The sequence below is a fragment of the Pseudomonas sp. S2_A05 genome (assembly GCF_054668485.1).
Map to the genome: position 1 here is coordinate 5,890,356 of NZ_CP162775.1, position 26,341 is coordinate 5,916,696.

A 26,341-nucleotide genomic window follows, 5' to 3' on the forward strand; every position below is an offset into this window, starting at 1 on the left:
TTTAGGTAGGAGCTGCCGAAGGCTGCGATCTTTTGATCTTCTAGCCAACAATCACCGGCTGAACCAATGGCGGAATCGATTCCGAACGAACCGGATACTTCTCGACGCGCCGATCAGCGAAGAAGCATTCTAAGGTACGCCCGACCGTGCGGAAAGCCAGCTCGTCCCAGGGAATGTCGGCTTCTTCGAACAGCTGCACTTCAAGGCTTTCCGGCCCGGCCGCGTATTGCAGATCGGCCAGTTCGGCGCGGAAGAACACATGCACCTGGCTGATGTGCGGCACGTCGATCAGCGTGTAAATGCTCAGGTTGCGCACCCGGGCGCAGGCTTCTTCAGCCGTTTCGCGGATGGCGGCCTGCTCGATGGTCTCGCCGTTTTCCATGAAGCCGGCAGGTAGCGTCCAGTAACCGAGACGCGGCTCGATGGCGCGGCGGCAGAGCAGCACTTTCGTCCCCCAGGTCGGCACGCAACCGGCGACGATATTGGGATTCTGGTAGTGAATGGTCTGACAGCTGTCGCAGACAAATCGCAGCCGCGAGTCGCCTTCGGGAATGCGCTGGGTGACCGGGTTACCGCAGTGGCTGCAAAATTTCATGCTCGGGTTCCTGAATGCTGCGCCTATCTTGGCGTGCAGCGGGGCCGGTCGGCAAGTTGTCGTTTCGCGACACGACGGGTTTCGGGGGCTTGGGCGCTCGCTTTGATTGGTGCATGATGCGGAGCAAGGCACCGATCGAGAACACTCATGCTGGACGAGCTACTGCATAGGGTAAGCAACCACACACCGCGCACGCTGGAGACCGACGCACGTTTTCCCGAAGCCGCCGTGCTGGTGCCGATCACCCGCAGTGACGAACCGGAACTGGTCCTGACCCTGCGCGCCAGCGGGCTTTCGACCCACGGCGGCGAGGTCGCCTTCCCTGGTGGACGCCGCGACCCGGAAGACCCGGACCTGATCTTCACCGCGCTGCGCGAAGCCGAAGAAGAAATCGGCCTGCCGCCGGGTCTGGTCGAAGTCATCGGCCCGCTGAGTCCGCTGATTTCCCTGCACGGCATCAAGGTAACGCCGTATGTCGGGGTGATTCCCGACTTTGTCGAATACCAGCCCAACGATGCCGAGATCGCCGCCGTCTTCAGCGTACCGCTGGAATTCTTCCGCAAGGACCCGCGCGAGCATACCCATCGCATCGACTATCAGGGCCGCAGCTGGTACGTGCCGAGCTATCGCTTCGGCGAGTACAAGATCTGGGGCCTGACGGCGATCATGATCGTCGAGTTGATCAACCTGCTCTATGACGCCAAAATCAGCCTGCACCGACCGCCGAAAAGTTTTATCGATACCTGAGCCGTCGTTCGAACGGCCGTGAGCCCGAGGAAAACAAAATGAAATACCGCCTGGGCGACGCCCGTGTCGAAACCCATCCACAGAGCTGGGTCGCGCCCAATGCCGTACTGGTGGGCAAGGTCCGCCTGGAAGAGGGCGCCAACGTCTGGTTCAACGCCGTATTGCGCGGCGACAACGAACTGATCCTCATCGGCAAGAACAGCAACGTGCAGGATGGCACGGTGATGCACACCGACATGGGCTACCCACTGACCATCGGTACCGGCGTGACCATCGGCCACAACGCCATGCTCCACGGCTGCACGGTCGGCGATTACAGCCTGATCGGCATCAACGCGGTGATTCTAAATGGCGCGAAGATCGGCAAGAACTGCATCATCGGCGCCAATTCGCTGATCGGCGAAGGCAAGGAAATTCCCGACGGTTCGCTGGTGATGGGCTCGCCGGGCAAGGTCGTACGTGAACTGACCGAGGCGCAGAAAAAGATGCTCGAAGCCAGCGCCGCGCACTATGTGCATAACTCGCAGCGTTACGCCCGCGATCTGGTCGAGCAGGAACAATGACGACTGTTGAACGACCAGTCGCCTCGCCGTGCGTGAATATCTGCGCGCTGGACGAAGATGACGTTTGTACCGGGTGCCAGCGCACGGTCGCGGAGATCACCCGCTGGGGCCGCATGAACAATGACGAGCGCCGCGTGGTGCTGGGGTTGTGTCATGAACGGGCGAAGGCGAGTGGATTGGTCTGGATGATTCCCGCGAAGTCAGGCGTCTGAGCCAGCGCTTTCGCGAGCAGGCTCGCTCCCACCTTGAAAATGCATTCCACTGTGGGAGCGAGCCTGCTCGCGAAGACGTCGGTCCTGTCACCGCACCTATTGGCGCAATACCAGCGCTCAAGTAACCTGTGCGCCACATTTACAGGCCACCCCCATGATCTTTCTCATCGCCTACATCAGCAGCGTCGTGCTGATCAACTTCGCCTTTTCCACCGCTCCGCACCTGGACATCATCTGGTCGGCCTGGGGCGGGCTGGTGTTCGTGCTGCGCGACATGGTGCAAACGCGCTTCGGTCACGGCGCGATCGTGGCGATGCTGGCGGCGCTGGTGCTTTCCTACATCACGTCCGACCCTTCCATCGCGCTGGCCAGCGCCACGGCGTTCGCGGTCTCCGAGTGCATCGACTGGCTGGTGTTCAGCATCACCAAGCGGCCGTTGCGTGATCGTCTGTGGATCAGTTCGGCGCTGAGTATTCCACTGGATACCTTCATCTTTTTCGGCATGATCGACGCCTTGACGCCGCCGGTGATCATCACCGCGCTGGCCTCGAAGTTCGCCGGCGTCACCGCCGTCTGGCTGATCATGGCCTGGCGTGATCGCAAACAGGCTGTCGCCAGCTGAAGCCAAACCCTCGGGTTCATGTAAAATGCCGCGCTTTCTCCCCATGGAAAGCGCACTTGCGTGGCTTTCCTCGATGATCCGCTTCCTTTGAGGACCTGAGATGACCCGTATCGGAACTCCATTGTCGCCAACCGCGACCCGCGTATTGCTGTGTGGCTGTGGTGAGTTGGGCAAGGAAGTGGTAATCGAACTGCAGCGCCTGGGCGTTGAAGTGATTGCCGTCGACCGCTACGCCAACGCGCCGGCCATGCAAGTCGCCCATCGCAGCCACGTGATCAACATGCTCGACGGTGCTGCTCTGCGTGCAGTGATCGAAGCCGAGAAGCCGCACTTCATCGTGCCGGAAATCGAAGCCATCGCCACCGCCACGCTGGTCGAGCTGGAAGCCGAAGGCTTCACCGTGATTCCGACCGCGCGTGCGGCACAGCTGACCATGAACCGCGAAGGTATCCGTCGTCTGGCTGCCGAAGAGCTGGACTTGCCCACCTCGCCGTACCACTTCGCCGACACCTTCGAGGACTACAGCAAAGCCGTTCAGGACCTGGGTTTCCCTTGCGTAGTCAAGCCGGTGATGAGTTCGTCGGGCAAGGGCCAGAGCCTGCTGCGCAGCGCCGATGACGTACAGAAAGCCTGGGATTACGCGCAAGAGGGCGGTCGCGCCGGCAAAGGTCGGGTGATCATCGAAGGCTTCATCGACTTTGACTACGAAATCACCCTGCTGACCGTGCGCCACATTGGCGGCACCACGTTCTGCGCACCGGTCGGCCACCGTCAGGAGAAGGGCGACTATCAGGAATCCTGGCAGCCGCAGGCCATGAGCCCGATTGCTCTGGCTGAATCCGAGCGCGTTGCCAAAGCTGTGACGGAAGCGCTGGGTGGCCGTGGTCTGTTCGGTGTCGAGCTGTTCATCAAAGGTGATCAGGTGTGGTTCAGCGAAGTTTCGCCACGTCCGCATGACACCGGGCTGGTGACGCTGATCTCTCAGGACCTGTCGCAGTTTGCCCTGCATGCCCGCGCCATTCTCGGCCTGCCGGTACCGCTGATCCGTCAGTTTGGCCCGTCGGCGTCGGCAGTGATTCTGGTGGAAGGCCAGTCGACCCAGACCGCATTCGCCAATCTGGGCGCTGCGTTGAGCGAGCCGGATACCGCGCTGCGTCTGTTCGGCAAGCCGGAAGTGAACGGTCAGCGCCGCATGGGCGTGGCGCTGGCGCGGGATGAGTCGATCGAGGCTGCTCGCGCCAAGGCGACTCGTGCGTCGCAGGCGGTTGTTGTAGAGCTGTAAACCGGGTCGCGGCAGCTGTTCGCGAGCAGGCTCGCTCCCACATTTGGAATGCATTTCCCTGTGGGAGCGAGCCTGCTCGCGAAGCTCTTGATCTTCTGTCAGGCAACCTGATTCAGATCGTTATTGCGCGTCTCCTTCAAACACAACACCGCGATCAGGCTCAACACCGCCGCCGCCGACACATACCCGCCGACATAGCTCAACCCGCCCATCGCCACCAGTTTCTGCGCAAAGAACGGCGCCGCCGAGGCCCCGACGATGCCGCCCAGGTTGTACGCCGCTGATGCGCCGGTATAACGCACGTGGGTCGGAAACAGCTCAGGCAACAGCGCGCCCATCGGTGCGAATGTCACGCCCATCAAAAACAACTCGATGCACAGAAACAGCGCCACGCCCCAGGTCGAGCCCTGCGTCAGCAACGGTTCCATCAGGAACCCGGACAGAATCGCCAGCACGCCACCGATAATCAGCACCGGTTTGCGCCCGTAACGGTCGCTGGCCCAGGCTGACAATGGCGTCGCGGCGGCCATGAACAACACGGCAAAGCACAGCAGGCCGAGGAACGTTTCGCGGCTGTAACCCAGCGTCGATACGCCGTAGCTCAGGGAAAACACCGTCGAGATATAGAACAGCGCATAGCAGACGACCATCGCCGCCGCACCGAGCAAGGTCGGCGCCCAGTATTGGCTGAACAACTCGACCAGCGGCACTTTCACTCGCTCCTGACGGGCGATCGCATTGGCGAACACTGGCGTTTCATGCAATTTGAGGCGCACATACAGGCCGACCATCACCAGCGCCGCGCTGAGCAGAAACGGAATGCGCCAGCCCCAGCTGCGGAACTGTTCATCATCCAGGGTCATCGCCAGGGTCAGAAACAGGCCGTTGGCCGCAAGAAAACCAATCGATGGCCCGAGCTGCGGGAACATGCCGAACCAGGCGCGTTTGCCCTTCGGCGCGTTTTCCGTGGCCAGCAGCGCCGCACCGCCCCATTCGCCGCCAAGGCCCAGGCCCTGACCGAAACGCAGCACGCACAGCAGAATCGGCGCCCAGGCACCAATGCTGTCGTAGCCCGGTAGCACGCCAATCAAGGTGGTGCACACGCCCATCAACAGCAGCGAGGCGACCAGCGTCGATTTACGGCCGATACGGTCGCCGAAGTGGCCAAACAATGCCGAACCCAGTGGTCGAGCGAGGAAGGCAATGCCGAAAGTGAGAAACGCCGAAAGCATCTGCGCCGTGCCGGAGGTCTGCGGAAAGAACACCGGCCCGATCACCAGCGCCGCAGCAGTGGCGTAAACGTAGAAGTCGTAGAACTCGATAGCAGTGCCGATAAAGCTTGCCGTGGCCACGCGGGTGGCGGAATTGGTCGGTTGGGCAGGCGCGGTTTCGCTGTAAGCGGTATGGGTCGTCATGCGGTGATCCCTGACAGTCATGAGCTCCAGTGGAGCGAATTATTATGGTGAAACACCCAGGGATGTGGGGTAGGGCGCGAGCGCTGTTTCGAGTAGGAACAGTCGTCGGTTTGCAGCGGAAACAGTCAGGATCCGGGCAGTGCCGGGTAGGCACAGGGATCGACGGCGCTTGGGTAAGCGCCTCGATTATAGGAAGGGGGCTAACGATCAAACAAGCGCAAAAGATCGCAGGGTAGGAGCTGCCGAAGGCTGCGATCTTTTGATCTTTTGATCTTTTGATCTTTTATCTGGCGGGCACCAAAGCAGGAGCAGAAGAGGTATGCCAGATCAGCACCTTGCTCACCCGGTTCTCCTCGGTCTCGAGGATTTCCAGTCGATAACGCCCGATCTTCAGGCACACCGCGCTTTCCGGAATGGTTTCCAGCGCTTCGGTGACCAGGCCGTTCAGGGTCTTCGGCCCGTCGCTCGGCAGGTGCCAGCCCAGGCACTTGTTCAGGTCGCGGATTGACGCGGCGCCATCGATCACCATGCGACCGTCGGCCTGGGGATGAATGTGCGGATTGTCGAGGCTGTGCTCGCTTTCGAATTCGCCGACGATTTCTTCGAGAATGTCTTCAAGGGTGACGATGCCCAGCACTTCACCGTACTCGTCCACGACCATGCCGAGACGGCGTTGCTGCTTGTGGAAGTTCAGCAGTTGCAGTTGCAGCGGCGTGCTTTCCGGGACGAAGTAGGGCTCGTAGCTGGCGGCCAGCAGTGCCTCGCGGGTCAATCCACCGTTGCTCAGCAAATGGCCGATCTGGCGAGTGTTGAGCACCGCTTCGACCTGATTGATGTCACTGTGAAACACCGGCAGACGCGTGCGCTTGTTCTCGCGCAGTTGCTCGATGATCTCTTCGATCGAATCGTCGAGGTTGATGCCATCGACATCGCTGCGCGGCACCAGAATGTCGTTGACCGTGATGTTGTCCAGCGCATGAATGCCCGACACCGGGTGGGCGCGGACCGGATGTTCGGGATCATCATCGTGATCGGCCGGCAACTCGTCCTCGCTCTGTTGCACCACCTGAGCCTTGCGCGTGAACGGGGTCAGCAGCAAAGCGCTGACCCGGCTGAACAGCCACGCGAACGGGTAGACGATTTTCATCGGCACCGCCAGCAGGGCATTGCCGAACGCCAGCACGGCGTCGGGATAGCGCCGGGCCACCGTGCGCGGGAAATAATCGGCGAACACCAGCAGGATGGCACCGGCGCCCGGGCAGGCCGCCCACGGGCCATTTTCTTCGCAGAGAAAATCGCCAGCAGCGTCGCGAGGATCACCGCGAGGGCGCGGCACAGGGTGTTGCAGAGGATCAGGCTGTCGAGCGGGAAGCTCAGCTTCGCCAGCGGCTTGTCGCTGGCGCGCGAGGCGATCCGTTGCGCGAGCAGGTGCTGCTGCGCGATTTCGACGGCGGTAAATAGCCCTGACCATAAGATCAGCAGGACAAATACCGCGAGCATCGGCCCTATGGGCAAACCGTCCATTTATGCCGCCCGTCAGATGTGCAGTATGTATTCACGAACCAGTTTGCTGCCGAAGTACGCCAGCATCAGCAGGCAGAAACCGGCGAGGGTCCAGCGAATCGCCTTGTGGCCGCGCCAGCCCAGTCGGTTGCGACCCCAAAGCAGCACGCTGAAGACGATCCATGCCAGACAGGCCAGCAGGGTCTTGTGCACCAGATGCTGGGCAAACAGGTTCTCGACGAACAGCCAGCCGGAAATCAGCGACAGCGACAGCAGCGTCCAGCCGGCCCAGAGAAAGCCGAACAGCAGGCTTTCCATGGTTTGCAGGGGCGGAAAGTTCTTGATCAGTCCGGACGGGTGCTTGTGCTTGAGCTGATGGTCCTGAACCAGCAGCAGCAACGCCTGGAACACGGCGATGGTGAACATGCCGTAGGCGAGGATCGACAATAGAATGTGCGCGAGGATGCCCGGCTCTTCGTCGATGATCTGCACTGTGCCGGTCGGCGCGAACTGCGCCAGCAATACTGTGATCGCACCGAGCGGGAACAGCAGCACCAGCAGGTTTTCCACCGGGATCCGCGAACAGGCCAGCAGAGTCAGGGCAATCACCGCAGCGGCAATCAGGCTGGACGCGCTGAAGAAGTCCAGGCCGAGGCCGATCGGGGTCAATAGATGAGTAAGCAGGCTGGCGCCGTGGGCGAGCACGGCGAAGACGCCGAGGCTGACCAGCAGGCGCTTGTTCGCCTTGGCGCCGGTGGCCAGGCGAGTGCTTTGATAGACGGTCGCAGCGGCATAGAGCAGGGCGGCGGCGAGGGTGGTCAGCAAACTGGGTGACAAGGGGAGCATAAATCCTGTTAGGCGAGCCCGAAAGGCGCTGAGTTTGGCATAGAACCGCCACGGCACGAAAGACTCCGCAAGCTGACGGCGAGGTGTCCGCCGGCCGCAGTCTTCGCTATAATCCGCGACCTGCCCACGCCGCAGGCTCGCCGAGCACATGTTGATTCCGGTCTGGGCCGCCATTATCCCGGTTCGTACAGGGCCTGAAAGGATCGCGCAATGTTTGAAAACTTAACCGACCGTCTCTCGCAGACGCTGCGCCATGTCACCGGCAAGGCCAAGCTGACCGAGGACAATATCAAAGACACCCTGCGTGAAGTGCGCATGGCGTTGCTCGAAGCTGACGTCGCACTGCCGGTGGTCAAGGACTTCGTCAATTCGGTCAAGGAGCGCGCTGTCGGCACCGAGGTGTCGCGCAGCCTGACGCCGGGCCAGGCGTTCGTGAAGATCGTCCAGGCCGAACTCGAAAGCCTGATGGGCGCGGCCAACGAAGACCTCAACCTGAGCGCCGTTCCGCCAGCCGTGATTCTGATGGCCGGTCTGCAGGGCGCGGGTAAAACCACCACTGCCGGTAAGCTGGCGCGCTTCCTTAAAGAGCGCAAGAAGAAGTCGGTCATGGTCGTGTCTGCGGACATTTACCGTCCGGCCGCGATCAAGCAGCTGGAAACCCTGGCCAACGACATCGGCGTGACGTTCTTCCCGTCCGACCTGAGCCAGAAGCCGGTCGACATCGCCAATGCGGCTATTAAAGAAGCCAGACTGAAATTCATCGACGTGGTCATCGTCGACACCGCCGGTCGTCTGCACATCGACGAAGAGATGATGGGCGAGATCAAAGCGCTGCACGCCGCGATCAACCCGGTTGAAACCCTGTTCGTGGTCGACGCGATGACCGGTCAGGACGCCGCCAACACCGCCAAGGCGTTCGGCGATGCGCTGCCGCTGACCGGTGTGATCCTGACCAAGGTCGACGGCGACGCCCGTGGCGGTGCCGCGCTGTCGGTGCGCGCCATCACCGGCAAGCCGATCAAGTTCATCGGTATGGGCGAGAAGAGCGAAGCGCTCGATCCGTTCCACCCTGAGCGTATCGCCTCGCGCATCCTCGGCATGGGCGACGTGCTCAGCCTGATCGAGCAGGCTGAAGCGACGCTGGACAAGGACAAGGCCGACAAACTGGCCAAGAAGCTGAAAAAGGGCAAGGGCTTCGACCTCGAAGACTTCCGCGATCAGCTGCAACAAATGAAGAACATGGGCGGCCTCGGCGGGCTCATGGACAAACTGCCGAGCATCGGCGGCGTCAACCTGTCGCAGATGGGCAATGCCCAGAACGCCGCAGAAAAGCAATTCAAACAGATGGAAGCCATCATCAATTCCATGACCCCGGCCGAGCGCCGCGACCCTGAGCTGATCAGCGGTTCGCGCAAGCGCCGGATCGCCATGGGTTCCGGCACGCAGGTGCAGGACATCGGCCGCTTGATCAAGCAGCACAAGCAGATGCAGAAGATGATGAAGAAATTCACCGCCAAGGGCGGTATGGCAAAAATGATGCGCGGCATGGGCGGTATGTTGCCCGGCGGCGGCATGCCGAAAATGTAAAGACTTCGCCGGTCGTCGCACCGGCGCAGACCCTGCAAGGACGCAGGATCAACAGCAAACCCGCACTCGGCGGGAGCTGACTGGCCGTTTTTAACGACGGCTCTCTATGCAAATCTGCACGGCATGCCATGGGCGCCGGAAAAAGTCATTTGCAAAAGTCCGGATATTCCTTAGAATATGCGGCCTTTCGGGCACCCATGCCCGCTGTGCATTTAGATTTGCAGCACCGACTACAGGAACGATGTTCACATGCTAACAATCCGTCTTGCCCTTGGCGGCTCCAAAAAGCGCCCGTTTTACCACCTGACCGTAACCGACTCGCGTAACCCGCGTGACGGCTCCCACAAAGAACAGGTTGGTTTCTTCAACCCTGTTGCCCGTGGTCAGGAAATCCGTCTGTCCGTGAACCAAGAGCGCGTTGCCTACTGGCTGAGCGTTGGTGCACAACCTTCTGAGCGCGTTGCTCAGTTGTTGAAGGAATCTGCCAAGGCTGCGGCCTGAGCAATATGAACGCGACGCCAGCCCCTGCCGATGATTTGATCGTTATTGGCAAAATTTATTCTGTTCATGGCGTTCGCGGCGAAGTGAAGGTTTATTCCTTTACTGATCCGACTGAAAACCTGTTGCAGTACAAAACCTGGACGCTCAAGCGCGAAGGCAATGTCAAACAGGTCGAGCTGGTCAGTGGACGCGGGAGCGACAAGTTCCTGGTCGCCAAGCTCAAGGGTCTCGATGATCGTGAAGAAGCTCGTCTTCTGGCCGGTTATGAGATCTGCGTGCCGCGCAACCTGTTCGCTGAATTGACCGAAGGCGAGTACTACTGGTACCAGCTGGAAGGTCTGAAGGTCATCGACACCCTCGGGCAACTGCTCGGGAAAATCGATCATCTTCTGGAAACCGGCGCCAATGATGTAATGGTCGTCAAGCCTTGCGCTGGCAGCCTGGATGATCGCGAACGCCTGTTGCCCTATACGGAGCAATGCGTGTTGGCTGTCGACCTGGAAGCGGGCGAGATGAAGGTGGATTGGGACGCGGACTTCTGAACGTGGCTAACTTGCGCGTAGAAGTGATCAGTTTGTTTCCCGAGATGTTTTCCGCCATTGGCGATTACGGCATCACCAGTCGTGCGGTCAAACAGGGGCTCTTGCAGCTGACCTGTTGGAATCCGCGAGATTACACGACGGATCGGCATCACACTGTGGACGATCGCCCGTTTGGCGGTGGTCCGGGCATGGTGATGAAGATCAAGCCCCTGGAAGATGCGCTGGCTCAGGCCAAGGCAGCAGCCGGGGAGGCGGCGAAGGTGATTTACCTGTCCCCCCAAGGCCGTCAACTGACTCAGTCGGCGGTACGCGAGCTGGCACAATCGGATGCATTGATCCTGATTGCCGGCCGCTACGAAGGCATTGACGAGCGCTTTATTGAGGCTCATGTCGATGAAGAGTGGTCGATTGGCGACTATGTACTGTCTGGCGGCGAGCTGCCGGCCATGGTCCTGATCGATGCGGTTACACGACTGCTGCCTGGAGCTTTAGGGCATGCGGATTCCGCTGAGGAAGATTCCTTTACGGATGGTCTGCTGGATTGCCCGCACTACACCCGACCGGAGGTGTATGCGGATCAGCGTGTTCCCGACGTGTTGCTGAGTGGCAATCACGCGCATATCCGGCGTTGGCGTTTACAGCAGTCCCTTGGTCGGACCTATGAACGACGCGCCGATCTTCTGGAAAGCCGCTCGCTTTCTGGAGAAGAGAAGAAGCTGCTCGAGGAATACATCCGCGAGCGGGACGATAGTTAACAACGTATCGATGGTAGATCGAACGATTTACCTTAGGAGCACAGCATGACCAACAAAATCATCCTTGCACTCGAAGCAGAGCAGATGAGCAAAGAAATCCCTACCTTCGCCCCAGGCGACACTATTGTCGTTCAGGTGAAAGTGAAGGAAGGCGATCGTTCCCGTCTGCAAGCGTTCGAAGGCGTTGTAATCGCCAAGCGTAACCGCGGCGTGAACAGTGCGTTCACCGTTCGTAAAATCTCCAACGGTGTTGGCGTAGAACGTACTTTCCAGACCTACTCCCCGCAGATCGACAGCATGGCTGTTAAACGTCGCGGTGACGTACGTAAAGCCAAGCTGTACTACCTGCGCGACCTGTCGGGTAAAGCAGCACGCATCAAGGAAAAACTGGCTTAAGCCTAGCCTCCGATGCAGAAAAAAGCAGCCTACGGGCTGCTTTTTTGTTGCCTGCGATTTACCGGATCAATCTGACACGCCTCATTCAATGAAGCTGCCTGTTTCTTGATCTGGCCGGCTATGAAAGACTAGCGCGCCTTTATTCTCTATTTGCACGCAGCTTGAAAAAGCCCTGCCCTGAGCACCCATGCCTGCCATCGACCATCCGCTGATTGATCAATTCCTCGACACTTTATGGCTGGAGAAAGGCCTGTCCGACAACACCCGCGACGCCTATCGCAGCGACCTCGCGCTGTTCAACGGCTGGTTGCAGGAGAAAAATCTCGAGCTGATCAATGCCGGTCGCGAATTGATCCTCGATCACCTGGCGTGGCGGCTGGAGCAAAACTACAAGCCACGCTCCACCGCGAGATTTCTCTCCGGGGTGCGTGGCTTTTATCGCTATCTGCTGCGGGAAAAGCTGATCAGCGTCGACCCGACGTTGCGCGTCGACATGCCGCAACTGGGCCGGCCGTTGCCCAAATCGCTATCGGAAGCCGATGTCGAAGCGCTGCTCAAGGCACCGGACCTGAGTGAAGCCATCGGTCAGCGTGACCGCGCGATGCTGGAAGTGCTGTATGCCTGTGGCCTGCGCGTGACCGAACTGATCAGCCTGACACTGGAGCAGGTCAACCTGCGCCAAGGCGTATTGCGGGTGATGGGCAAGGGCAGCAAGGAGCGTCTGGTGCCGATGGGCGAGGAGGCGATTGTCTGGGTCGAGCGCTATATGCGTGATGCTCGTGGCGAGTTGCTCGGTGGCCGCCCCAGCGATGTGCTGTTCCCCAGCCAGCGCGGCGAGCAGATGACCCGGCAGACGTTCTGGCATCGGATCAAGCATCAGGCCAAGGTCGCCGGGATCAGCAAATCGCTGTCGCCGCACACCTTGCGTCACGCGTTCGCTACGCACCTGCTCAACCACGGCGCGGACTTGCGCGTGGTGCAGATGCTGCTCGGGCACAGCGACCTCTCTACGACGCAGATATACACCCACGTCGCCCGCGCCCGCTTGCAGGATCTGCACGCCAAACACCACCCACGCGGCTGACACATCCCATAATGTTGAAATACTGACCTGTGGCGAGGGGATTTATCCCCGTTCGGCTGCGCAGCAGTCGCAAACCCGGCTGGCTCGATTTTGACTGAAAGATCGCGGTGGATGGTTTAGGGCTGCTTCGCAACCCGGCGGGGATAAATCCCTCGCCACAATAATGTGTGTCAGCCACATGTGGTTGTGGGTCAGTTGTACAAGCATGAAGATGTGTCAGTTGCACATGAGTGTGTGGCGACAGGCGCATTCGGCCCTCGCGGCCTTATGTGTTAGGCTTTGCCGGTTTGCACGATGGACGGTTATGACCCGGTGTTTCGCACGGGCGTTCTGATCGTTTCATCCGCCCGCCCTCAGGAGTACTCATGCGTCTGACCCAGATTTTCGCTGCCGCCGCTGTCGCGCTGGTGAGCACCTTTGCCGTCGCCGACGACGCGGCCGACAAAGCCATTCGTCAAAGCCTGGAAAAACTCGAACTCGAGGTTCCGGTCGAAAGCATCAATGCCAGCCCGTTGCCTGGCATGTACGAAGTCAAACTCAAAGGCAGCCGCGTGCTGTACGCCAGTGCCGATGGCCAGTACATCGTGCAGGGCAACCTGTACCAGCTCGCGAATGGCAAACCGGTCAACCTGACCGAGAAGACCGAACGCCTGGGCATTTCCAAACTGATCAATGCCATCCCGGTGGCCGAAACCGTGGTCTACCCGGCCGTGGGCGAGACCAAATCGCACATCACCGTGTTCACCGACACCACCTGTCCGTACTGCCACAAACTGCATGCCGAAGTGCCGGAGCTGAACAAGCGCGGCATCGAAGTGCGCTACGTGGCGTTCCCGCGCCAGGGCCTGAATTCGCCGGGTGACGAGCAGCTGCAAGCAGTGTGGTGCTCGAAAGACAAGAAAGCTGCCATGGACAAAATGGTCGATGGCAAGGAAATCAAAGCCGCCAAGTGCGATAACCCGGTTTCCAAACAGTTCGCGCTAGGTCAGTCGATCGGCGTGAATGGCACACCGGCCATCGTTTTGGCCGACGGCCAGGTCATTCCGGGCTACCAGCCGGCGCCACAAGTCGCCAAACTGGCGCTGGGCGCGAAGTAATTCGCATCGTCACGGGCAACTGTTGACGATCGTGGTCCGGCAGCAACAGTGCCGGGCCATCAACAGAGAGCCGCGAGCACGCGGTTGTTTTCCGGCCGACCCTGTGTCGGCCGTTTCATGGGGAGTTCACAGTGAATCCGGTCAAAGTAGGCATCTGTGGGTTAGGGACCGTCGGTGGCGGTACCTTCAACGTACTTCAGCGCAACGCCGAGGAAATTGCTCGTCGTGCCGGGCGTGGAATCGAAGTGGCACAAATTGCCATGCGCACGCCAAAGCCTCAGTTCCAGACGACCGGTATTGCGATTACCAACGATGTCTTCGAAGTGGCCACGAACCCTGAGATCGACATCGTCATAGAGCTGATGGGCGGCTACACCGTTGCCCGCGAGCTGGTACTCAAGGCCATCGAGAATGGCAAGCATGTGGTCACCGCGAACAAGGCGCTGATAGCCGTTCACGGTAATGAGATTTTCGCCAAGGCACGCGAGAAAGGCGTGATCGTGGCATTCGAAGCGGCGGTGGCCGGTGGCATTCCGGTGATCAAGGCGATCCGCGAAGGCCTTTCCGCCAACCGCATCAACTGGGTTGCCGGGATCATCAACGGCACCGGCAACTTCATCCTCACCGAAATGCGCGAAAAAGGTCGTACGTTCGAAGACGTGCTCGCCGAAGCGCAAGCGCTGGGTTACGCCGAAGCCGATCCGACCTTCGACGTCGAAGGCATCGATGCCGCGCACAAGCTGACCATTCTGGCGTCTATCGCCTTCGGTATTCCGCTGCAATTCGACAAGGCGTACACCGAAGGCATCACCAAACTGACCACTGCCGACGTCAACTACGCTGAAGCGCTGGGCTATCGCATCAAGCACTTGGGTGTGGCGCGCAGCACTGACGCCGGCATCGAATTGCGCGTGCACCCGACGCTGATTCCGGCCGATCGCCTGATCGCCAACGTCAACGGCGTGATGAACGCCGTCATGGTCAACGGTGACGCCGCCGGTTCGACGCTGTTCTATGGCGCCGGCGCTGGCATGGAGCCGACCGCTTCGTCGGTGATCGCCGACCTGGTCGACGTGGTTCGCGCGATGACTTCCGACCCGGAAAACCGTGTGCCGCACCTGGCCTTCCAGCCGGACTCGCTGTCGGCGCATCCGATCCTGCCGATCGAAGCCTGCGAAAGCGCTTACTACCTGCGCATTCACGCCAAGGATCATCCGGGCGTACTGGCTCAGGTGGCGAGCATCCTGTCGGAGCGCGGCATCAATATCGAATCGATCATGCAGAAGGAAGTCGAAGAACATGACGGCCTGGTGCCGATGATCCTGCTGACCCACCGCGTGGTCGAGCAGCGCATCAACGATGCGATCACCGCGCTGGAAGCACTGGCTGGCGTCGACGGCCCGGTTGTACGGATCCGTGTCGAACATTTGAACTAAAAGCAGCGGCAAGCTTCGAGCTGCAAGCGGCAAGAGAGAAGCAGTCTGGCTTTTACTTGCGACTTGCAGCTTGCAGCTTGCAGCTCAAACCGAAGGTTTGAAAAAAATGCGTTATATCAGTACTCGCGGCCAGGCCCCGGCCCTGAATTTCGAAGAGGTCCTGCTGGCCGGTCTGGCGACCGACGGCGGTCTGTACGTCCCGGAAAACCTGCCACGTTTCACTCAGGAAGAGATCGCTTCCTGGGCCGGCCTGCCTTATCACGAACTGGCGTTCCGGGTGATGCGCCCGTTTGTCACCGGCAGCATTCCGGACGCCGATTTCAAGAAGATTCTCGAAGAAACCTACGGCGTGTTCGCCCACAGCGCCGTGGCGCCACTGCGTCAGTTGAACGGTAATGAATGGGTGCTTGAGCTGTTCCACGGCCCGACCCCGGCGTTCAAGGACTTCGCCCTGCAACTGCTCGGTCGCCTGCTCGATTACGTGCTGGAAAAGCGCGGCGAGCGCGTGGTGATTGTCGGTGCCACCTCTGGTGACACCGGTTCGGCGGCCATCGAAGGCTGCAAGCACTGCGAAAACGTCGACATCTTCATCCTGCACCCGCATCAGCGTGTATCGGAAGTGCAGCGTCGGCAGATGACGACGATCTTCGGCGAGAACATCCACAACATCGCCATCGAAGGCAACTTCGATGACTGCCAGGAAATGGTCAAGAACAGCTTCGCCGACCAGAGCTTCCTCAAAGGCACGCGTCTGGTGGCGGTGAACTCGATCAACTGGGCGCGGATCATGGCCCAGATCGTTTACTACTTCCATGCGTCCCTGCAGTTGGGCGGTCCGGCGCGTTCGGTGTCGTTCTCGGTACCGACCGGCAACTTCGGCGACATCTTCGCCGGCTACCTGGCGCGCAACATGGGCCTGCCGATCAATCAGTTGATCGTGGCAACCAACCGCAACGACATCCTGCACCGCTTCATGAGCGGCAACCAGTACGTCAAGGAAACCCTGCACGCAACGCTGTCGCCGTCGATGGACATCATGGTTTCGTCGAACTTCGAGCGCCTGCTGTTCGACCTGCACGGGCGTAACGGTGCGGCGATTGCCGGCCTGATGGACTCGTTCAAAAAGGACGGCAGTTTCAGCGTCGAACAAGAACGCTGGACCGAAGCACGCAAGCTGTTCGATTCGCTGGCGGTGGACGATGCGCAGACCTGCGAAACCATCGCCGACGTCTACGAGCAAACCGGTGAAGTCCTCGACCCGCACACTGCCATCGGTGTGAAAGCTGCGCGCGAATGCCGTCGCAGTCTGGATATCCCGATGGTGATTCTGGGCACTGCCCATCCGGTCAAGTTTCCTGAGGCAGTGGAGAAAGCGGGTGTAGGAAAAGCGCTCGAACTACCTGCACATCTTTCTGATTTGTTTGAGCGAAACGAGCGTTGCACGGTTCTGCCAAACGACCTGAAAGCCGTGCAAGCCTTTGTCAGCCAGCATGGCAACCGCGGCAAGCCACTCTAAGCCAGTAAAAGCTGTCACATTTTGAAGCCCGTCTCCTGACGGGCTTTTTTGTTTCTGCTGCCACACTGCTCGGGTTTTCACCCACGAAGGACGGGTGAGTCGATCACGAAGGAAATGGCAATGCTGTTTTACAGAGGTTTGAAACCGGCACTGGGCTGGTTGTTTTTGTTGGCGGTGCTGGGGTGGATGCACAGCGGCGTGGCAGCGCAGATGGCACTCGATCAGGCCAATGCGTCGGGCACTGTGCCGGTTGTCGAACTGGATGCGCACGAGCGGCAATGGATCCGTGACAACCCCAGAGTAACGGTGGCATCGGTGCAATATCCGCTGTACCTGTTTCAGGACGAACACGGCCAGTGGAGCGGTCTGAACAACGATGTGCTCAAGCGGGTCAGCGCAATGACCGGACTGCAATTCGAGCACCAGGAATCGTTCTCTACCGACCATATGCTCGATCGCCTGCAAAGCGGGGTCGCGGACATCAGTACGACGTTGGCCATGAGCGATGAACGCAAGGCGTTTCTCGATTTCAGTCATGCTTTCGGAGGGGCTGGCTGGGTGTTTGTCGGACATGCCAATGCCCCGAGGGTGGAGTCTTTCGAGCAACTGGCGAAGCGCGTTCTGGTGCTGCCCGCCCGTCATGCCCTGGAGGATGCGATTCGGCGCGATTATCCGTCGATTGAAATACGCTCGGTGAAAACCTACGCCGAAGCGCGGGCGCTGGTCGAGAGTGGGGAAGCCTACGCAACCATCGAAAACGAAATCGGCGCGCAGCTCTATCCGTTGGGCATGCTCAAGGTCGGTGCTCTGGTAGAGGGCAAGTGGGAAGCCGATCATCTGGCTGTACGAAAAGGCATGCCGCAACTACTGAGTATTCTTAACAAGGCGCTGGAAGCTTTCCCTGCTGCGGAGTTGCGGGCGATTCGTCTCAAGTGGCTGGCAGGCGTTTCGCCGCCGCCCGTGCCCTCCGTGTGGAAGCGCCTGGTCGAGTGGGCATGCTGGGCGATGGGGGGAATCGGCGTTTTCGGAATGCTGTCGCTGGTGTGGAACCGGCGCCTGGCGGCCGTGATCAAGCTGCGCTGCGCGGCGGAAAAGGAGTTGGGCGATCAACTGGCCTTTCAGCATGCCCTGATCGATTCGATGCCGGATCCGGTGTTTGTCCGTGATCTGCACGGGCGTTTGATCATCTGCAATCGCAGTTACGAGGAAGCGCTGTCGGTGCGCCAGGACCAGATGCAGGGACGCTTGCTGATCGAAGTCGATGCGTTTCCGGAAACCACCGCGCGGATGCTCCACGACGAATTCATCGCCCAGTTGCAAACCCGCAAGTCGCGCTTCAGCAAACGTCAACTGCTGTTCAAGGGCGGGCCTCGCGAGGTTTATCAGTGGACCGTGCCGTTTTACAGCGGCGACGGCAAATTGCGCGGCTTGTTGGGCGGCTGGACCGACATCACCCAGCGTCGGACCGAGAGCGGGTGTCGCTGTCTGCAGTAAAGAAGGGAAATGTCCTGCAAGACGCGGCTACTTTTCTGATGGGAGGCTTAAGACGCCTGCCCTAGAGTGAACGACACCTGCGGTGAGAGTCCGCGATGATCGCTCCAGAGGTCGCCCATGCGCTCGCTTAAAGTCCTGATTCTTGAACCCAACCCGTTCCAGCTGATGGCATTGCATCAAATGCTCAATGCCATCGGCATCTACGACGTATTGACCGCGCCTTCGCTGGCGTCAGCCCTGTCTTCACTGGGGCATCGCGGTGCGGTCGATATCGCCATTTGCGATCCGCAGCTCAAAGGTGGCGATGGGTTGGCATTGATTCATCACCTGGCGGCGCACCATGAGGCGCGTGCCCTGATTCTGCTGGGCTCGGTCGCGCAGAGTTTGTTGAGTGACCTGGAGCCGGTGCTTCGTCAACAACGCCTGCGCCTGCTGGGGCGTCTGCAGACACCGGTTTCGGCGGTGTTGATGCGAGGTCTGCTGGACAGTTATCTGATCACTGCGCAGGCACTCATCGAGGCCTGATACCGGCGAATATTTTTCTGTCATCTTCGCCATGCATGCTCTGTCAGACACGGTCCTGCAAGGTCGGAACGTGACAGGCAGAACTTTCTTCTCGGGCCGGTGGTCATTTAATGTGAACACGCCCCAGGCACTGTGTTTTCGGACTATTGAGTGGAGATCGAGATGGAAAGTATCAGTCTATTGCTCGGTGAGGCTCTGAGCCCGTATCAGGTGACGCTGACCCCTCGCGGCAGCCATGGTGAATGTCTGGTGACGCTGAAGAACAGCAGCGGCGCCATTGTGGTGGAACGCGAATTCAATCAGGCCCAGTTGAGCGACAAGCGCTTGCTGACCGACGTGGTGGACGGCCTGCACCGTGACGTGATGATCGCCGAAGGGCGGCTGGAACCCTGCGTCATTGCGGCGTTGCGCAATGCAGCTCTGGACAAGCGTCCGGCCCTGTAAAGATGAAATATTTTTTGTGGGAACCTTCCTGCATCCCTGTCAGTCAGACCCCATAACAGCAGGATCAAGCATTGTGCTCCGGTGCTTGTCGCTTGCTGCTACGGGTCTCGAAGCAGACCCCGTTTAACCCCGAGTTGTCTCCCCACTTCTCGGGGTTTCTTTTGCCCGGCGTTTGCTCAGCGCACGGCTTGGTGCCAGAAAACCGAAGCGCGCAACGGTGCTCAAATGGCCCCGTCTTCGCGCAGCCGAGCGATTTGCGCCGCGTCGTAGCCCAGATCGCCAAGCACCTGCGCATTGTGTTCGCCAAGCTGCGGTCCGACCCATTCGGACGAGCCCGGCGTTTCCGACAGCTTCGGCACGATGCCGGGCATCTTGAAATCCTTGCCGTCCGGCAGCTTGGCATGCAGGAACATCTCCCGCGCCAGGTATTGCGGATCGTTGAACATGTCCTCGGCGCTGAAGATCCGGCTGACCGGTACGTCGGCCTGATTGAGCAAGTCGAGAACGGTCTGCAGCGGTAAGGAATTGACCCAGCGATCAATCACGCCATACAACTCGTCCCGGCGACTGTCACGTCCGTCGTTACTGGCCAGCACCGGGTCGTTGGCAAGATCTGCGCGGCCAATCACGAGCATGAAGCGTTTGAAGATCGCATCACCATTGGCGCCGATCTGCACATGTTTGCCGTCGGCACTGGTGTGGATCGAAGAGGGCGTGATGCCCGGCATGATGTTACCGCTGCGCTCGCGGATGAAACCGAACACGTCGAACTCCGGCACCATGCTTTCCATCATCGCGAAGATAGCTTCGTACAGCGCAACGTCGACCACTTGGCCCAGTCCGCCATTGACCTCGCGATGACGCAGCGCCATCAGTGCACCGATCACGCCCCACAGCGCGGCAATCGAATCGCCGATGGAAATCCCGGTACGCACCGGTGGCCGGTCTTCGAAACCGGTGATGTACCGCAGGCCGCCCATGGATTCGCCGACCGCGCCGAAGCCGGGCTGATCTTTCATCGGCCCGGTCTGACCGAAACCGGACAGGCGCACCATCACCAGTTTCGGGTTCAGGGCGTGCAGGGTTTCCCAGCTCAGACCGAGTTTTTCCAGTACGCCGGGGCGAAAATTCTCGATGAGGATGTCGGCTTCGCTAAGCAGCTGTTTCAGGATCGCCAAGCCGTCGGGGTGTTTCAGATTGAGGGTCAGCGACTTCTTGTTGCGCGCCTGGACAAACCACCACAACGAGGTGCCTTCGTACAACTTGCGCCATTTGCGCAGGGGATCGCCGCCGTCAGGCGATTCGATCTTGATCACTTCGGCGCCGAATTCGCCGCAAATGCGCGAGGCAAACGGCCCGGCAATCAACGTACCCAATTCAATGACTTTCAGACCCGAGAGCGGTTTGCTGGTGAACGGCATGCGAAATCCTGTAGGACAAGGCTGAGCGGATACAGGGTTTTAACATAGCCGACTGTCAGACGCCGCAGCTTGATTGCCATCAATTCGATGATTGCCTGTGGCATCGGTTAGACTTGCCGACTTTCCTCGTATCAAGAAGCCCGTTCATGGCCCAGCCGTCCACTACCTACAAATTCGAACTGAACCTCACCGACCTCGACCGCAGCGTCTACGAAAGCGTCAAGCAGACCATCGCCCGTCACCCTTCGGAGACCGAAGAACGCATGACTGTGCGGCTGCTGGCCTACGCGCTCTGGTACAACGAGCAGCTGTCGTTCGGCCGTGGCCTGTCAGACGTGGATGAACCGGCCTTGTGGGAAAAGAGCCTGGACGACCGTGTCCTGCACTGGATCGAAGTCGGCCAGCCGGATGCCGATCGCCTGACCTGGTGCTCGCGCCGCACCGAACGCACCAGCCTGCTGGCCTACGGCAGCCTGCGTGTGTGGGAAACCAAGGTGATCCCGGCGATCAAGAACCTGAAAAACGTCAACATCGCCGCCGTCCCGCAAGAAGTGCTGGAGACCCTGGCCAAGGACATGCCGCGCGTCATCAAGTGGGACGTGATGATCAGCGAAGGCACGATTTTCGTCACCGACGATCGCGGTCAGCACGAAGTCCAGTTGCAATGGCTGCAAGGTGAGCGCGGCTGAGGTCGCGACACCGCTGATATTTCCCACGAATCAAAGAGAAGCCTCCGTCGCCCCATGCGTATCGAACCTCGTCAATTGCCTGCCACGTTGCCTTTCCTCGGTGATCTGCCGCCACTGCTGACCCGCCTGTACGCGGCGCGGGGCGTGCAGTCGGAGGCGGAGCTGGACAAGAGTCTGGCGCGCTTGATCCCGTTCCAGCAGCTCAAAGGCATCGATGCGGCAGTCGACCTGCTGGTGACGGCTCTGGAGCAGCGTCAGCGCATTCTCATTGTTGGCGACTTCGATGCGGACGGCGCCACCGCCAGCACTGTCGGTGTGCTCGGTCTTCGCCTGTTGGGCGCGGCGCATGTCGATTACCTGGTGCCGAACCGCTTCGAATACGGCTACGGCCTGACGCCGGAAATCGTCGAAGTCGCGCTGACCCGTGAACCGCAATTATTGATCACCGTCGACAATGGTATTTCCAGTGTCGAAGGCGTCGCGGCGGCCAAGCGCGCCGGACTGAAGGTGTTGATCACCGACCACCATTTGCCCGGCGATGAACTGCCGCAGGCTGATGCGCTGGTCAATCCGAATCAGCCGGGCTGCGAATTTCCGAGCAAAGCGCTGGCCGGCGTCGGGGTGATCTTTTACGTACTCATGGCGTTGCGCGCGCGTCTGCGCAGCCTCGGCTGGTACGAGAGCAAGCCACAACCGAACATCGGCGAACTGCTCGATCTGGTGGCGCTGGGCAGCGTCGCCGACGTGGTGCCGCTGGATGCCAACAACCGCATTCTTGTGCATCAAGGGCTGGAGCGGATTCGCGCCGGCCGGGCACGGCCGGGGATCAAGGCGATTCTCGAAGTCGCCAAGCGAGAGGCTGCGCGGATCACTTCCACCGACCTGGGTTTCATCGTCGGCCCGCGCCTGAACGCCGCCGGACGTCTGGACGACATGAGCCTGGGCATCGAATGCCTGCTCACGGCCGACGCCAATCTGGCGCGGGAAATGGCTGCGCAACTGGACGGCATGAACCAGGATCGCAAATCCATCGAGCAGGGCATGCAGCGTGAAGCGCTGGCGCAGCTCAAGGATCTGCCGGTCGAGTCGATGCCGTTTGGTCTGTGCCTGTTCGATCCGGAGTGGCATCAGGGCGTGATCGGCATCCTCGCCTCGCGCATGAAAGAGCGCTATTTCCGCCCGACCATTGCCTTCGCCGATGCCGGTGACGGTCTGCTCAAGGGCTCCGGTCGCTCGGTGCAGGGCTTCCATATTCGCGATGCGCTGAGTGTGGTCGCGGCGCAGCATCCGAACCTGATCGCCAAGTACGGTGGTCATGCGATGGCCGCTGGTCTGACCTTGCCGCAGGAGAATTTTCAGCTGTTCGCCGAGGCATTTGACGCTGAAGTGCGTAGGCAACTTCGCGAAGAAGACCTCACTGGGCGGATGCTTTCAGATGGCACGCTGGCCGTTGAAGAGTTTCATCTCGAACTGGCTCGCGCCTTGCGCCACGCCGGGCCATGGGGTCAGCACTTTCCGGAGCCGCTGTTTCACGGTGTGTTTCAACTGGTCGAGCAGCGTGTGGTCGGCGAACGGCATTTGAAAGTGGTGCTGAAAAGCGAATGCGGTTCGGTGAAGCTCGATGGCATCGCGTTTGGCATTGATCGCGATGTGTGGCCGAACCCGACGATTCAATGGGTTGAACTGGCTTACAAGCTCGACGTTAACGAGTTTCGTGGCAACGAGACTGTGCAGCTGATGATTGCTCATATCGAACCGCGTTAAGCCATTCGCGAGCAGGCTCGCTCCCACAGGTACGGTGCAGTCTTGTGGGAGCGAGCCTGCTCGCGAAAGCATCCTTTCACACACTGAATTACTCTGAACCCTCCGTCATTCCCGGTTGTCGACTAGGCTCTAAGCACTGCTTGATTGGCCTTGTGACGTCTTGTCGAATTTTTGCCCGCGGGGGCGGGTGCTGCACCCTTTTTCTGTCACTCGTCGACTTTTCAAACAGAACCCTGGAGCCTGCCCACTGATTCGAGAGGTGCCCCATGAGTCTGCTGCTTGAACCCTTTACTCTTCGCCAACTGACCCTGCCCAACCGCATCGCCGTGTCGCCGATGTGCCAGTACTCCAGCGTCGACGGCCTGGCCAACGACTGGCACCTGGTGCACCTGGGTAGCCGCGCGGTGGGCGGTGCCGGTCTGGTTTTTACCGAAGCCACGGCGGTTACCGCCGACGGACGCATCACCGCCGAAGACCTTGGCCTGTGGAACGACGAACAGATCGAACCGCTGCAACGCATCACTCGCTTCATCACCGCCCAGGGCGCGGTCGCCGGTATTCAACTGGCCCACGCCGGGCGCAAGGCCAGCACCCACCGGCCGTGGATCGGCAAGCATGGCAGTGTCAAGCCCGAGGACGGCGGCTGGACCCCGGTCGGGCCATCGCCGATTGCTTTCGACCCGCAGCACACTCAACCGAAGCAGCTGGATGAGGGGCAGATCGCCGAAGTGATCCAGGCCTTTGTCGACGCGGCCAAACGCGCGCTGACGGCGGGTTTCAGCGTGGTCGAGGTGCATGCCGCGCACGGCTATCTGCTGCATCAGTTTCTTTCGCCGCTGAGCAACCAACGTCGCGATCAGTACGGTGGTTCGTTCGAGAATCGTATCCGTCTGGTGCTGCAAGTCACTGAAGCGGTGAGGGCGGTATGGCCGGAGGAATTGCCAGTGTTTGTCCGCGTCTCGGCGACCGACTGGGTCGAAGACGGCTGGAACCCGGACGAAACCGTGGAGCTGGCGCGTCGCCTTCACACGCTGGGCGCCGATCTCATCGACGTGTCTTCAGGAGGGACAGCTGCAAACGCGGAAATTCCGGTCGGACCCGGTTATCAGACGCGCTTTGCCGAGCGGGTACGCAAAGAGTCAGGCATCGCCACCGGTACTGTCGGAATGATTACCGAGCCGGCCCAGGCCGAGCACATTCTGCGTACCTGTCAGGCCGATATCATTTTCCTCGCCCGAGAGCTGCTGCGCGATCCGTACTGGCCGCTGCATGCCGACGATGATCTGGGTGGGCGCAAAGCGGTGTGGCCGGCGCAGTATCAACGTGCTACCCATCGCGACCAGCCGATTCATGAGTCGGATTTGCGTGATTGATTGAAGGCTGGAAAGCAAAAGCCCCGAGCCGGTGATGGTCGGGGCTTTTTCTATTCGGCACAAGTTTGCGTTGTCAGGCGGGCCTCTTCGCGAGCAGGCTCGCTCCCACAGTAGGAATGCGGACCCCTGTGGGAGCGAGCCTGCTCGCGAATGACGCCAGAACAGCCGCCTTATAACCTCAAGGGTATTTACGCTTGTCCGGCGCCGGCGGGAAATACTGGTACAACCAGGTCTCGCTCAACGTGCGGTCATTGGTGCGAATGAACAAGCGCAGTTCCACTGGCTCGACGCTGTCATTGGTCGGGTACCAGTCGAACAGGATCCGGTAACCCTTGATGTCATCCAGCACCAACACGCTGAAGTCCTGCACCTTGCCGTTGGAACAGGTAATCACCGGCTCGATCCCGGTGCCCTGTGGCAGGCGCTCAAGGCCGCCACCGGTGAAGTCTACGGCAAAGCGCCGCGCCCACACTGGCGGGTAATGCTCACCCGGCGCCCAGCCCTCGGTGAAGCCGCCCATGCCCGAACGCGTCGCGTGCACCCGGGCCAGTGGCGTGCCGACCGGTGGCAGCGCGCTCCAGTAGAGCTTGTACCCGTAGTTCAGCGAATCACCGGCAGCCACGGGTTTCTTCGGCGTCCAGAAGGCGACGATGTTATCCAGCGTCTCGCCGGTCGTAGGAATTTCCAGCAGATCGATAGAGCCTTCGCCCCAGGCGGTTGTAGGTTCTACCCACAGGCTCGGGCGCTTGCTGTACCAGTCGACAGTGTCCTGATAGTTGGCGAATTCGTGGTCGGTCTGCACCAGGCCGAAACCCTTCGGGTCCTTGTCGGCAAATGCATTGAATTGCAGCGTCGCCGGGTTGTTCAACGGCCGGCAGATCCACTCGCCATTGCCGCGCCACATTGCCAGGCGATCGGAGTCGTGAATCTGCGGATGAATGGTGTCGCACATGCGCCGTTCGTGGGTGCCGCAGCTGAACATGCTCGTCATTGGCGCCACGCCGAGTTGTTCGATGGTGGTACGAGCATTGATGTGCGCGTCGATTTCCATGACCACGCGCTCGGCCTGGCAATCGATGTCAAAGCGATAGGCGCCGGTCGCGCTCGGCGAGTCGAGCAGGGCGTAGACCACAAAACGCGTGGCGTTCTTGTCAGGCGTCTCGAACCAGAACTTGGTGAAGTCGGGAAACTCTTCGCGTTTCTTCGCGTAAGTGTCGATGGCCAGGCCGCGCGCGGAAAGGCCATATTGGCCAGTGGCATCGACCGCACGGAAATAGCTGGCGCCCAGAAACGACACCACGTCATGCCGATCCAGCTCCGGCGCCTTGAACAGTTTGAAGCCGGCAAAACCCAGGTCGCCCTTGAGCTGCTGGGTGTCGACCGAAGTGTTCTCGTAATTGAACAGCGCCGGACGGAAATGCACCTCGCGCGCCATGCGCGTCTTCGGATCAACGCTGTACATGCGCACCGGCTGACGGAAACCCATGCCGACGTGGAAGAACTGCACGTCCAGCTGACCTTTGTTTTCCTTCCACAAGGAATGCTCGCCGTCGTAGCGGATCGCGTTGAAGTTCTGCGGAGTCATGGTCGCCAGGGTTGGCGGCAACACCTGTTTCGTATCCTGATAGGCACTGCCGGCGAGCTGCTTGGCCTGACGCTTCAATGCTTCGAAATCGAAGGCCTGGGCCTCGCCATCGGCGGCGCCGCCATTGGCTGCCCAAGCGCGGGCGGCCAACAGGCCCGACGCGGAAAGACCGGTATAGGCCGCAATGGCCATGGACGCTTTGAGCAAATTCCTGCGGTGCATAAATACAACCTGTCGTGTGCAATCCAGCGCCGTTCCTGGCACCTGTCGGATCGGAAATTACGGTTCGGTCATGCCTTCGGCCAAACGCAACGGACTATAAACAGATGCCCGCTAGCTTAATCGGT

25 protein-coding genes and 1 pseudogene are annotated in these 26,341 nt (G+C 60.1%); 20 read left to right on the forward strand and 6 right to left on the reverse strand.

Annotated elements, in window-relative coordinates; translation table 11 throughout:
* Positions 1 to 40: 40 nt before the first annotated feature.
* Positions 41 to 595, reverse strand: a complete 555-nt coding sequence (locus AB4O12_RS26535) for an NUDIX hydrolase (RefSeq protein WP_056783116.1) — start codon at positions 593 to 595, stop codon at positions 41 to 43.
* A gap of 147 nt (positions 596 to 742) precedes the next feature.
* Between AB4O12_RS26535 and AB4O12_RS26540 the strand changes: the two genes are divergently transcribed.
* The 5 genes from AB4O12_RS26540 (at position 743) to purT (ending at position 4,021) form a co-directional block, all read left to right on the forward strand.
* Positions 743 to 1,342 carry a CoA pyrophosphatase gene (locus AB4O12_RS26540; RefSeq protein WP_016771547.1) on the forward strand — a complete coding sequence of 200 codons (600 nt, stop codon included), beginning with the start codon at positions 743 to 745 and terminating at the stop codon, positions 1,340 to 1,342.
* Between the two features lie 38 nt (positions 1,343 to 1,380).
* On the forward strand, positions 1,381 to 1,905 hold the full coding sequence (locus AB4O12_RS26545) for a gamma carbonic anhydrase family protein (protein WP_016771546.1): 525 nt from the start codon (positions 1,381 to 1,383) through the stop codon (positions 1,903 to 1,905).
* On the forward strand, positions 1,902 to 2,117 hold the full coding sequence (locus tag AB4O12_RS26550; RefSeq protein ID WP_039759143.1) for a DUF1289 domain-containing protein: 216 nt from the start codon (positions 1,902 to 1,904) through the stop codon (positions 2,115 to 2,117). Before AB4O12_RS26545 ends, AB4O12_RS26550 begins: the two co-directional genes overlap by 4 nt.
* A gap of 154 nt (positions 2,118 to 2,271) precedes the next feature.
* Positions 2,272 to 2,739: a VUT family protein gene (locus AB4O12_RS26555; protein ID WP_016771544.1), complete on the forward strand. Its 468-nt coding sequence runs from the start codon at positions 2,272 to 2,274 to the stop codon at positions 2,737 to 2,739.
* 100 nt (positions 2,740 to 2,839) lie between these two features.
* Positions 2,840 to 4,021: a formate-dependent phosphoribosylglycinamide formyltransferase gene (gene purT, locus AB4O12_RS26560; RefSeq protein ID WP_024011715.1), complete on the forward strand. Its 1,182-nt coding sequence runs from the start codon at positions 2,840 to 2,842 to the stop codon at positions 4,019 to 4,021.
* 98 nt (positions 4,022 to 4,119) lie between these two features.
* On the opposite strand, the gene AB4O12_RS26565 is transcribed toward purT, so the two are convergent.
* From AB4O12_RS26565 to AB4O12_RS26575, 3 genes and pseudogenes are all read right to left on the reverse strand, one after another.
* A complete protein-coding gene (locus AB4O12_RS26565) occupies positions 4,120 to 5,436 on the reverse strand; it encodes an MFS transporter (protein ID WP_016771542.1) in 1,317 nt (438 codons plus the stop codon).
* A gap of 283 nt (positions 5,437 to 5,719) precedes the next feature.
* Positions 5,720 to 6,960, reverse strand: a pseudogene (locus AB4O12_RS26570) (CNNM domain-containing protein).
* Between the two features lie 12 nt (positions 6,961 to 6,972).
* Entirely contained in the window at positions 6,973 to 7,785 is an 813-nt protein-coding gene (locus AB4O12_RS26575; RefSeq protein ID WP_016771539.1) for a cytochrome C assembly family protein, read from the reverse strand.
* A 210-nt stretch (positions 7,786 to 7,995) separates the two neighbouring features.
* On the opposite strand from AB4O12_RS26575, the gene ffh reads away from it, so the two are divergent.
* The 12 genes from ffh to AB4O12_RS26635 all read left to right on the forward strand — a co-directional run bounded on the left by ffh (position 7,996) and on the right by AB4O12_RS26635 (position 19,162).
* Entirely contained in the window at positions 7,996 to 9,372 is a 1,377-nt protein-coding gene (ffh, locus tag AB4O12_RS26580; RefSeq protein WP_252885415.1) for a signal recognition particle protein, read from the forward strand.
* Positions 9,373 to 9,621: 249 nt separating this feature from the next.
* Entirely contained in the window at positions 9,622 to 9,873 is a 252-nt protein-coding gene (rpsP, locus tag AB4O12_RS26585) for a 30S ribosomal protein S16 (RefSeq protein WP_003185073.1), read from the forward strand.
* A gap of 5 nt (positions 9,874 to 9,878) precedes the next feature.
* Positions 9,879 to 10,415, forward strand: a complete 537-nt coding sequence (gene rimM / locus AB4O12_RS26590; RefSeq protein ID WP_016771538.1) for a ribosome maturation factor RimM — start codon at positions 9,879 to 9,881, stop codon at positions 10,413 to 10,415.
* Between the two features lie 44 nt (positions 10,416 to 10,459).
* Complete coding sequence (gene trmD, locus AB4O12_RS26595) at positions 10,460 to 11,170, forward strand: tRNA (guanosine(37)-N1)-methyltransferase TrmD (RefSeq protein ID WP_231507574.1); 711 nt, start codon at positions 10,460 to 10,462, stop codon at positions 11,168 to 11,170.
* A gap of 45 nt (positions 11,171 to 11,215) precedes the next feature.
* Positions 11,216 to 11,566, forward strand: coding sequence for a 50S ribosomal protein L19 (gene rplS / locus AB4O12_RS26600; RefSeq protein WP_041478196.1), 351 nt, complete (start codon positions 11,216 to 11,218; stop codon positions 11,564 to 11,566).
* 187 nt (positions 11,567 to 11,753) lie between these two features.
* On the forward strand, positions 11,754 to 12,650 hold the full coding sequence (gene xerD / locus AB4O12_RS26605; RefSeq protein ID WP_460059998.1) for a site-specific tyrosine recombinase XerD: 897 nt from the start codon (positions 11,754 to 11,756) through the stop codon (positions 12,648 to 12,650).
* Between the two features lie 365 nt (positions 12,651 to 13,015).
* On the forward strand, positions 13,016 to 13,747 hold the full coding sequence (gene dsbC / locus AB4O12_RS26610) for a bifunctional protein-disulfide isomerase/oxidoreductase DsbC (RefSeq protein WP_252885417.1): 732 nt from the start codon (positions 13,016 to 13,018) through the stop codon (positions 13,745 to 13,747).
* Between the two features lie 131 nt (positions 13,748 to 13,878).
* Entirely contained in the window at positions 13,879 to 15,183 is a 1,305-nt protein-coding gene (locus AB4O12_RS26615; RefSeq protein WP_252885418.1) for a homoserine dehydrogenase, read from the forward strand.
* Between the two features lie 106 nt (positions 15,184 to 15,289).
* On the forward strand, positions 15,290 to 16,699 hold the full coding sequence (gene thrC / locus AB4O12_RS26620; RefSeq protein ID WP_460060000.1) for a threonine synthase: 1,410 nt from the start codon (positions 15,290 to 15,292) through the stop codon (positions 16,697 to 16,699).
* 120 nt (positions 16,700 to 16,819) lie between these two features.
* Entirely contained in the window at positions 16,820 to 18,193 is a 1,374-nt protein-coding gene (locus tag AB4O12_RS26625; RefSeq protein ID WP_056783127.1) for a transporter substrate-binding domain-containing protein, read from the forward strand.
* Between the two features lie 117 nt (positions 18,194 to 18,310).
* Positions 18,311 to 18,718: a response regulator gene (locus AB4O12_RS26630; protein ID WP_041478191.1), complete on the forward strand. Its 408-nt coding sequence runs from the start codon at positions 18,311 to 18,313 to the stop codon at positions 18,716 to 18,718.
* A 162-nt stretch (positions 18,719 to 18,880) separates the two neighbouring features.
* Complete coding sequence (locus AB4O12_RS26635) at positions 18,881 to 19,162, forward strand: DUF3509 domain-containing protein (protein WP_016771530.1); 282 nt, start codon at positions 18,881 to 18,883, stop codon at positions 19,160 to 19,162.
* Between the two features lie 221 nt (positions 19,163 to 19,383).
* On the opposite strand, the gene AB4O12_RS26640 is transcribed toward AB4O12_RS26635, so the two are convergent.
* A complete protein-coding gene (locus tag AB4O12_RS26640; protein ID WP_310214378.1) occupies positions 19,384 to 20,583 on the reverse strand; it encodes a CaiB/BaiF CoA transferase family protein in 1,200 nt (399 codons plus the stop codon).
* Positions 20,584 to 20,729: 146 nt separating this feature from the next.
* Between AB4O12_RS26640 and AB4O12_RS26645 the strand changes: the two genes are divergently transcribed.
* The 3 genes from AB4O12_RS26645 to AB4O12_RS26655 all read left to right on the forward strand — a co-directional run bounded on the left by AB4O12_RS26645 (position 20,730) and on the right by AB4O12_RS26655 (position 24,409).
* Entirely contained in the window at positions 20,730 to 21,272 is a 543-nt protein-coding gene (locus AB4O12_RS26645) for a YaeQ family protein (RefSeq protein WP_007908961.1), read from the forward strand.
* Between the two features lie 54 nt (positions 21,273 to 21,326).
* Positions 21,327 to 23,036, forward strand: a complete 1,710-nt coding sequence (gene recJ / locus AB4O12_RS26650; RefSeq protein ID WP_258707645.1) for a single-stranded-DNA-specific exonuclease RecJ — start codon at positions 21,327 to 21,329, stop codon at positions 23,034 to 23,036.
* A 266-nt stretch (positions 23,037 to 23,302) separates the two neighbouring features.
* A complete protein-coding gene (locus AB4O12_RS26655) occupies positions 23,303 to 24,409 on the forward strand; it encodes an NADH:flavin oxidoreductase/NADH oxidase (protein WP_039759093.1) in 1,107 nt (368 codons plus the stop codon).
* A 178-nt stretch (positions 24,410 to 24,587) separates the two neighbouring features.
* Here the strand turns inward: AB4O12_RS26655 and AB4O12_RS26660 are convergent, their stop codons facing one another.
* The gene (locus AB4O12_RS26660; RefSeq protein WP_095180451.1) at positions 24,588 to 26,216 is read right to left on the reverse strand and encodes a glucan biosynthesis protein D; all 1,629 of its coding nucleotides are present in this window, start codon (positions 26,214 to 26,216) and stop codon (positions 24,588 to 24,590) included.
* Positions 26,217 to 26,341: the final 125 nt, after the last annotated feature.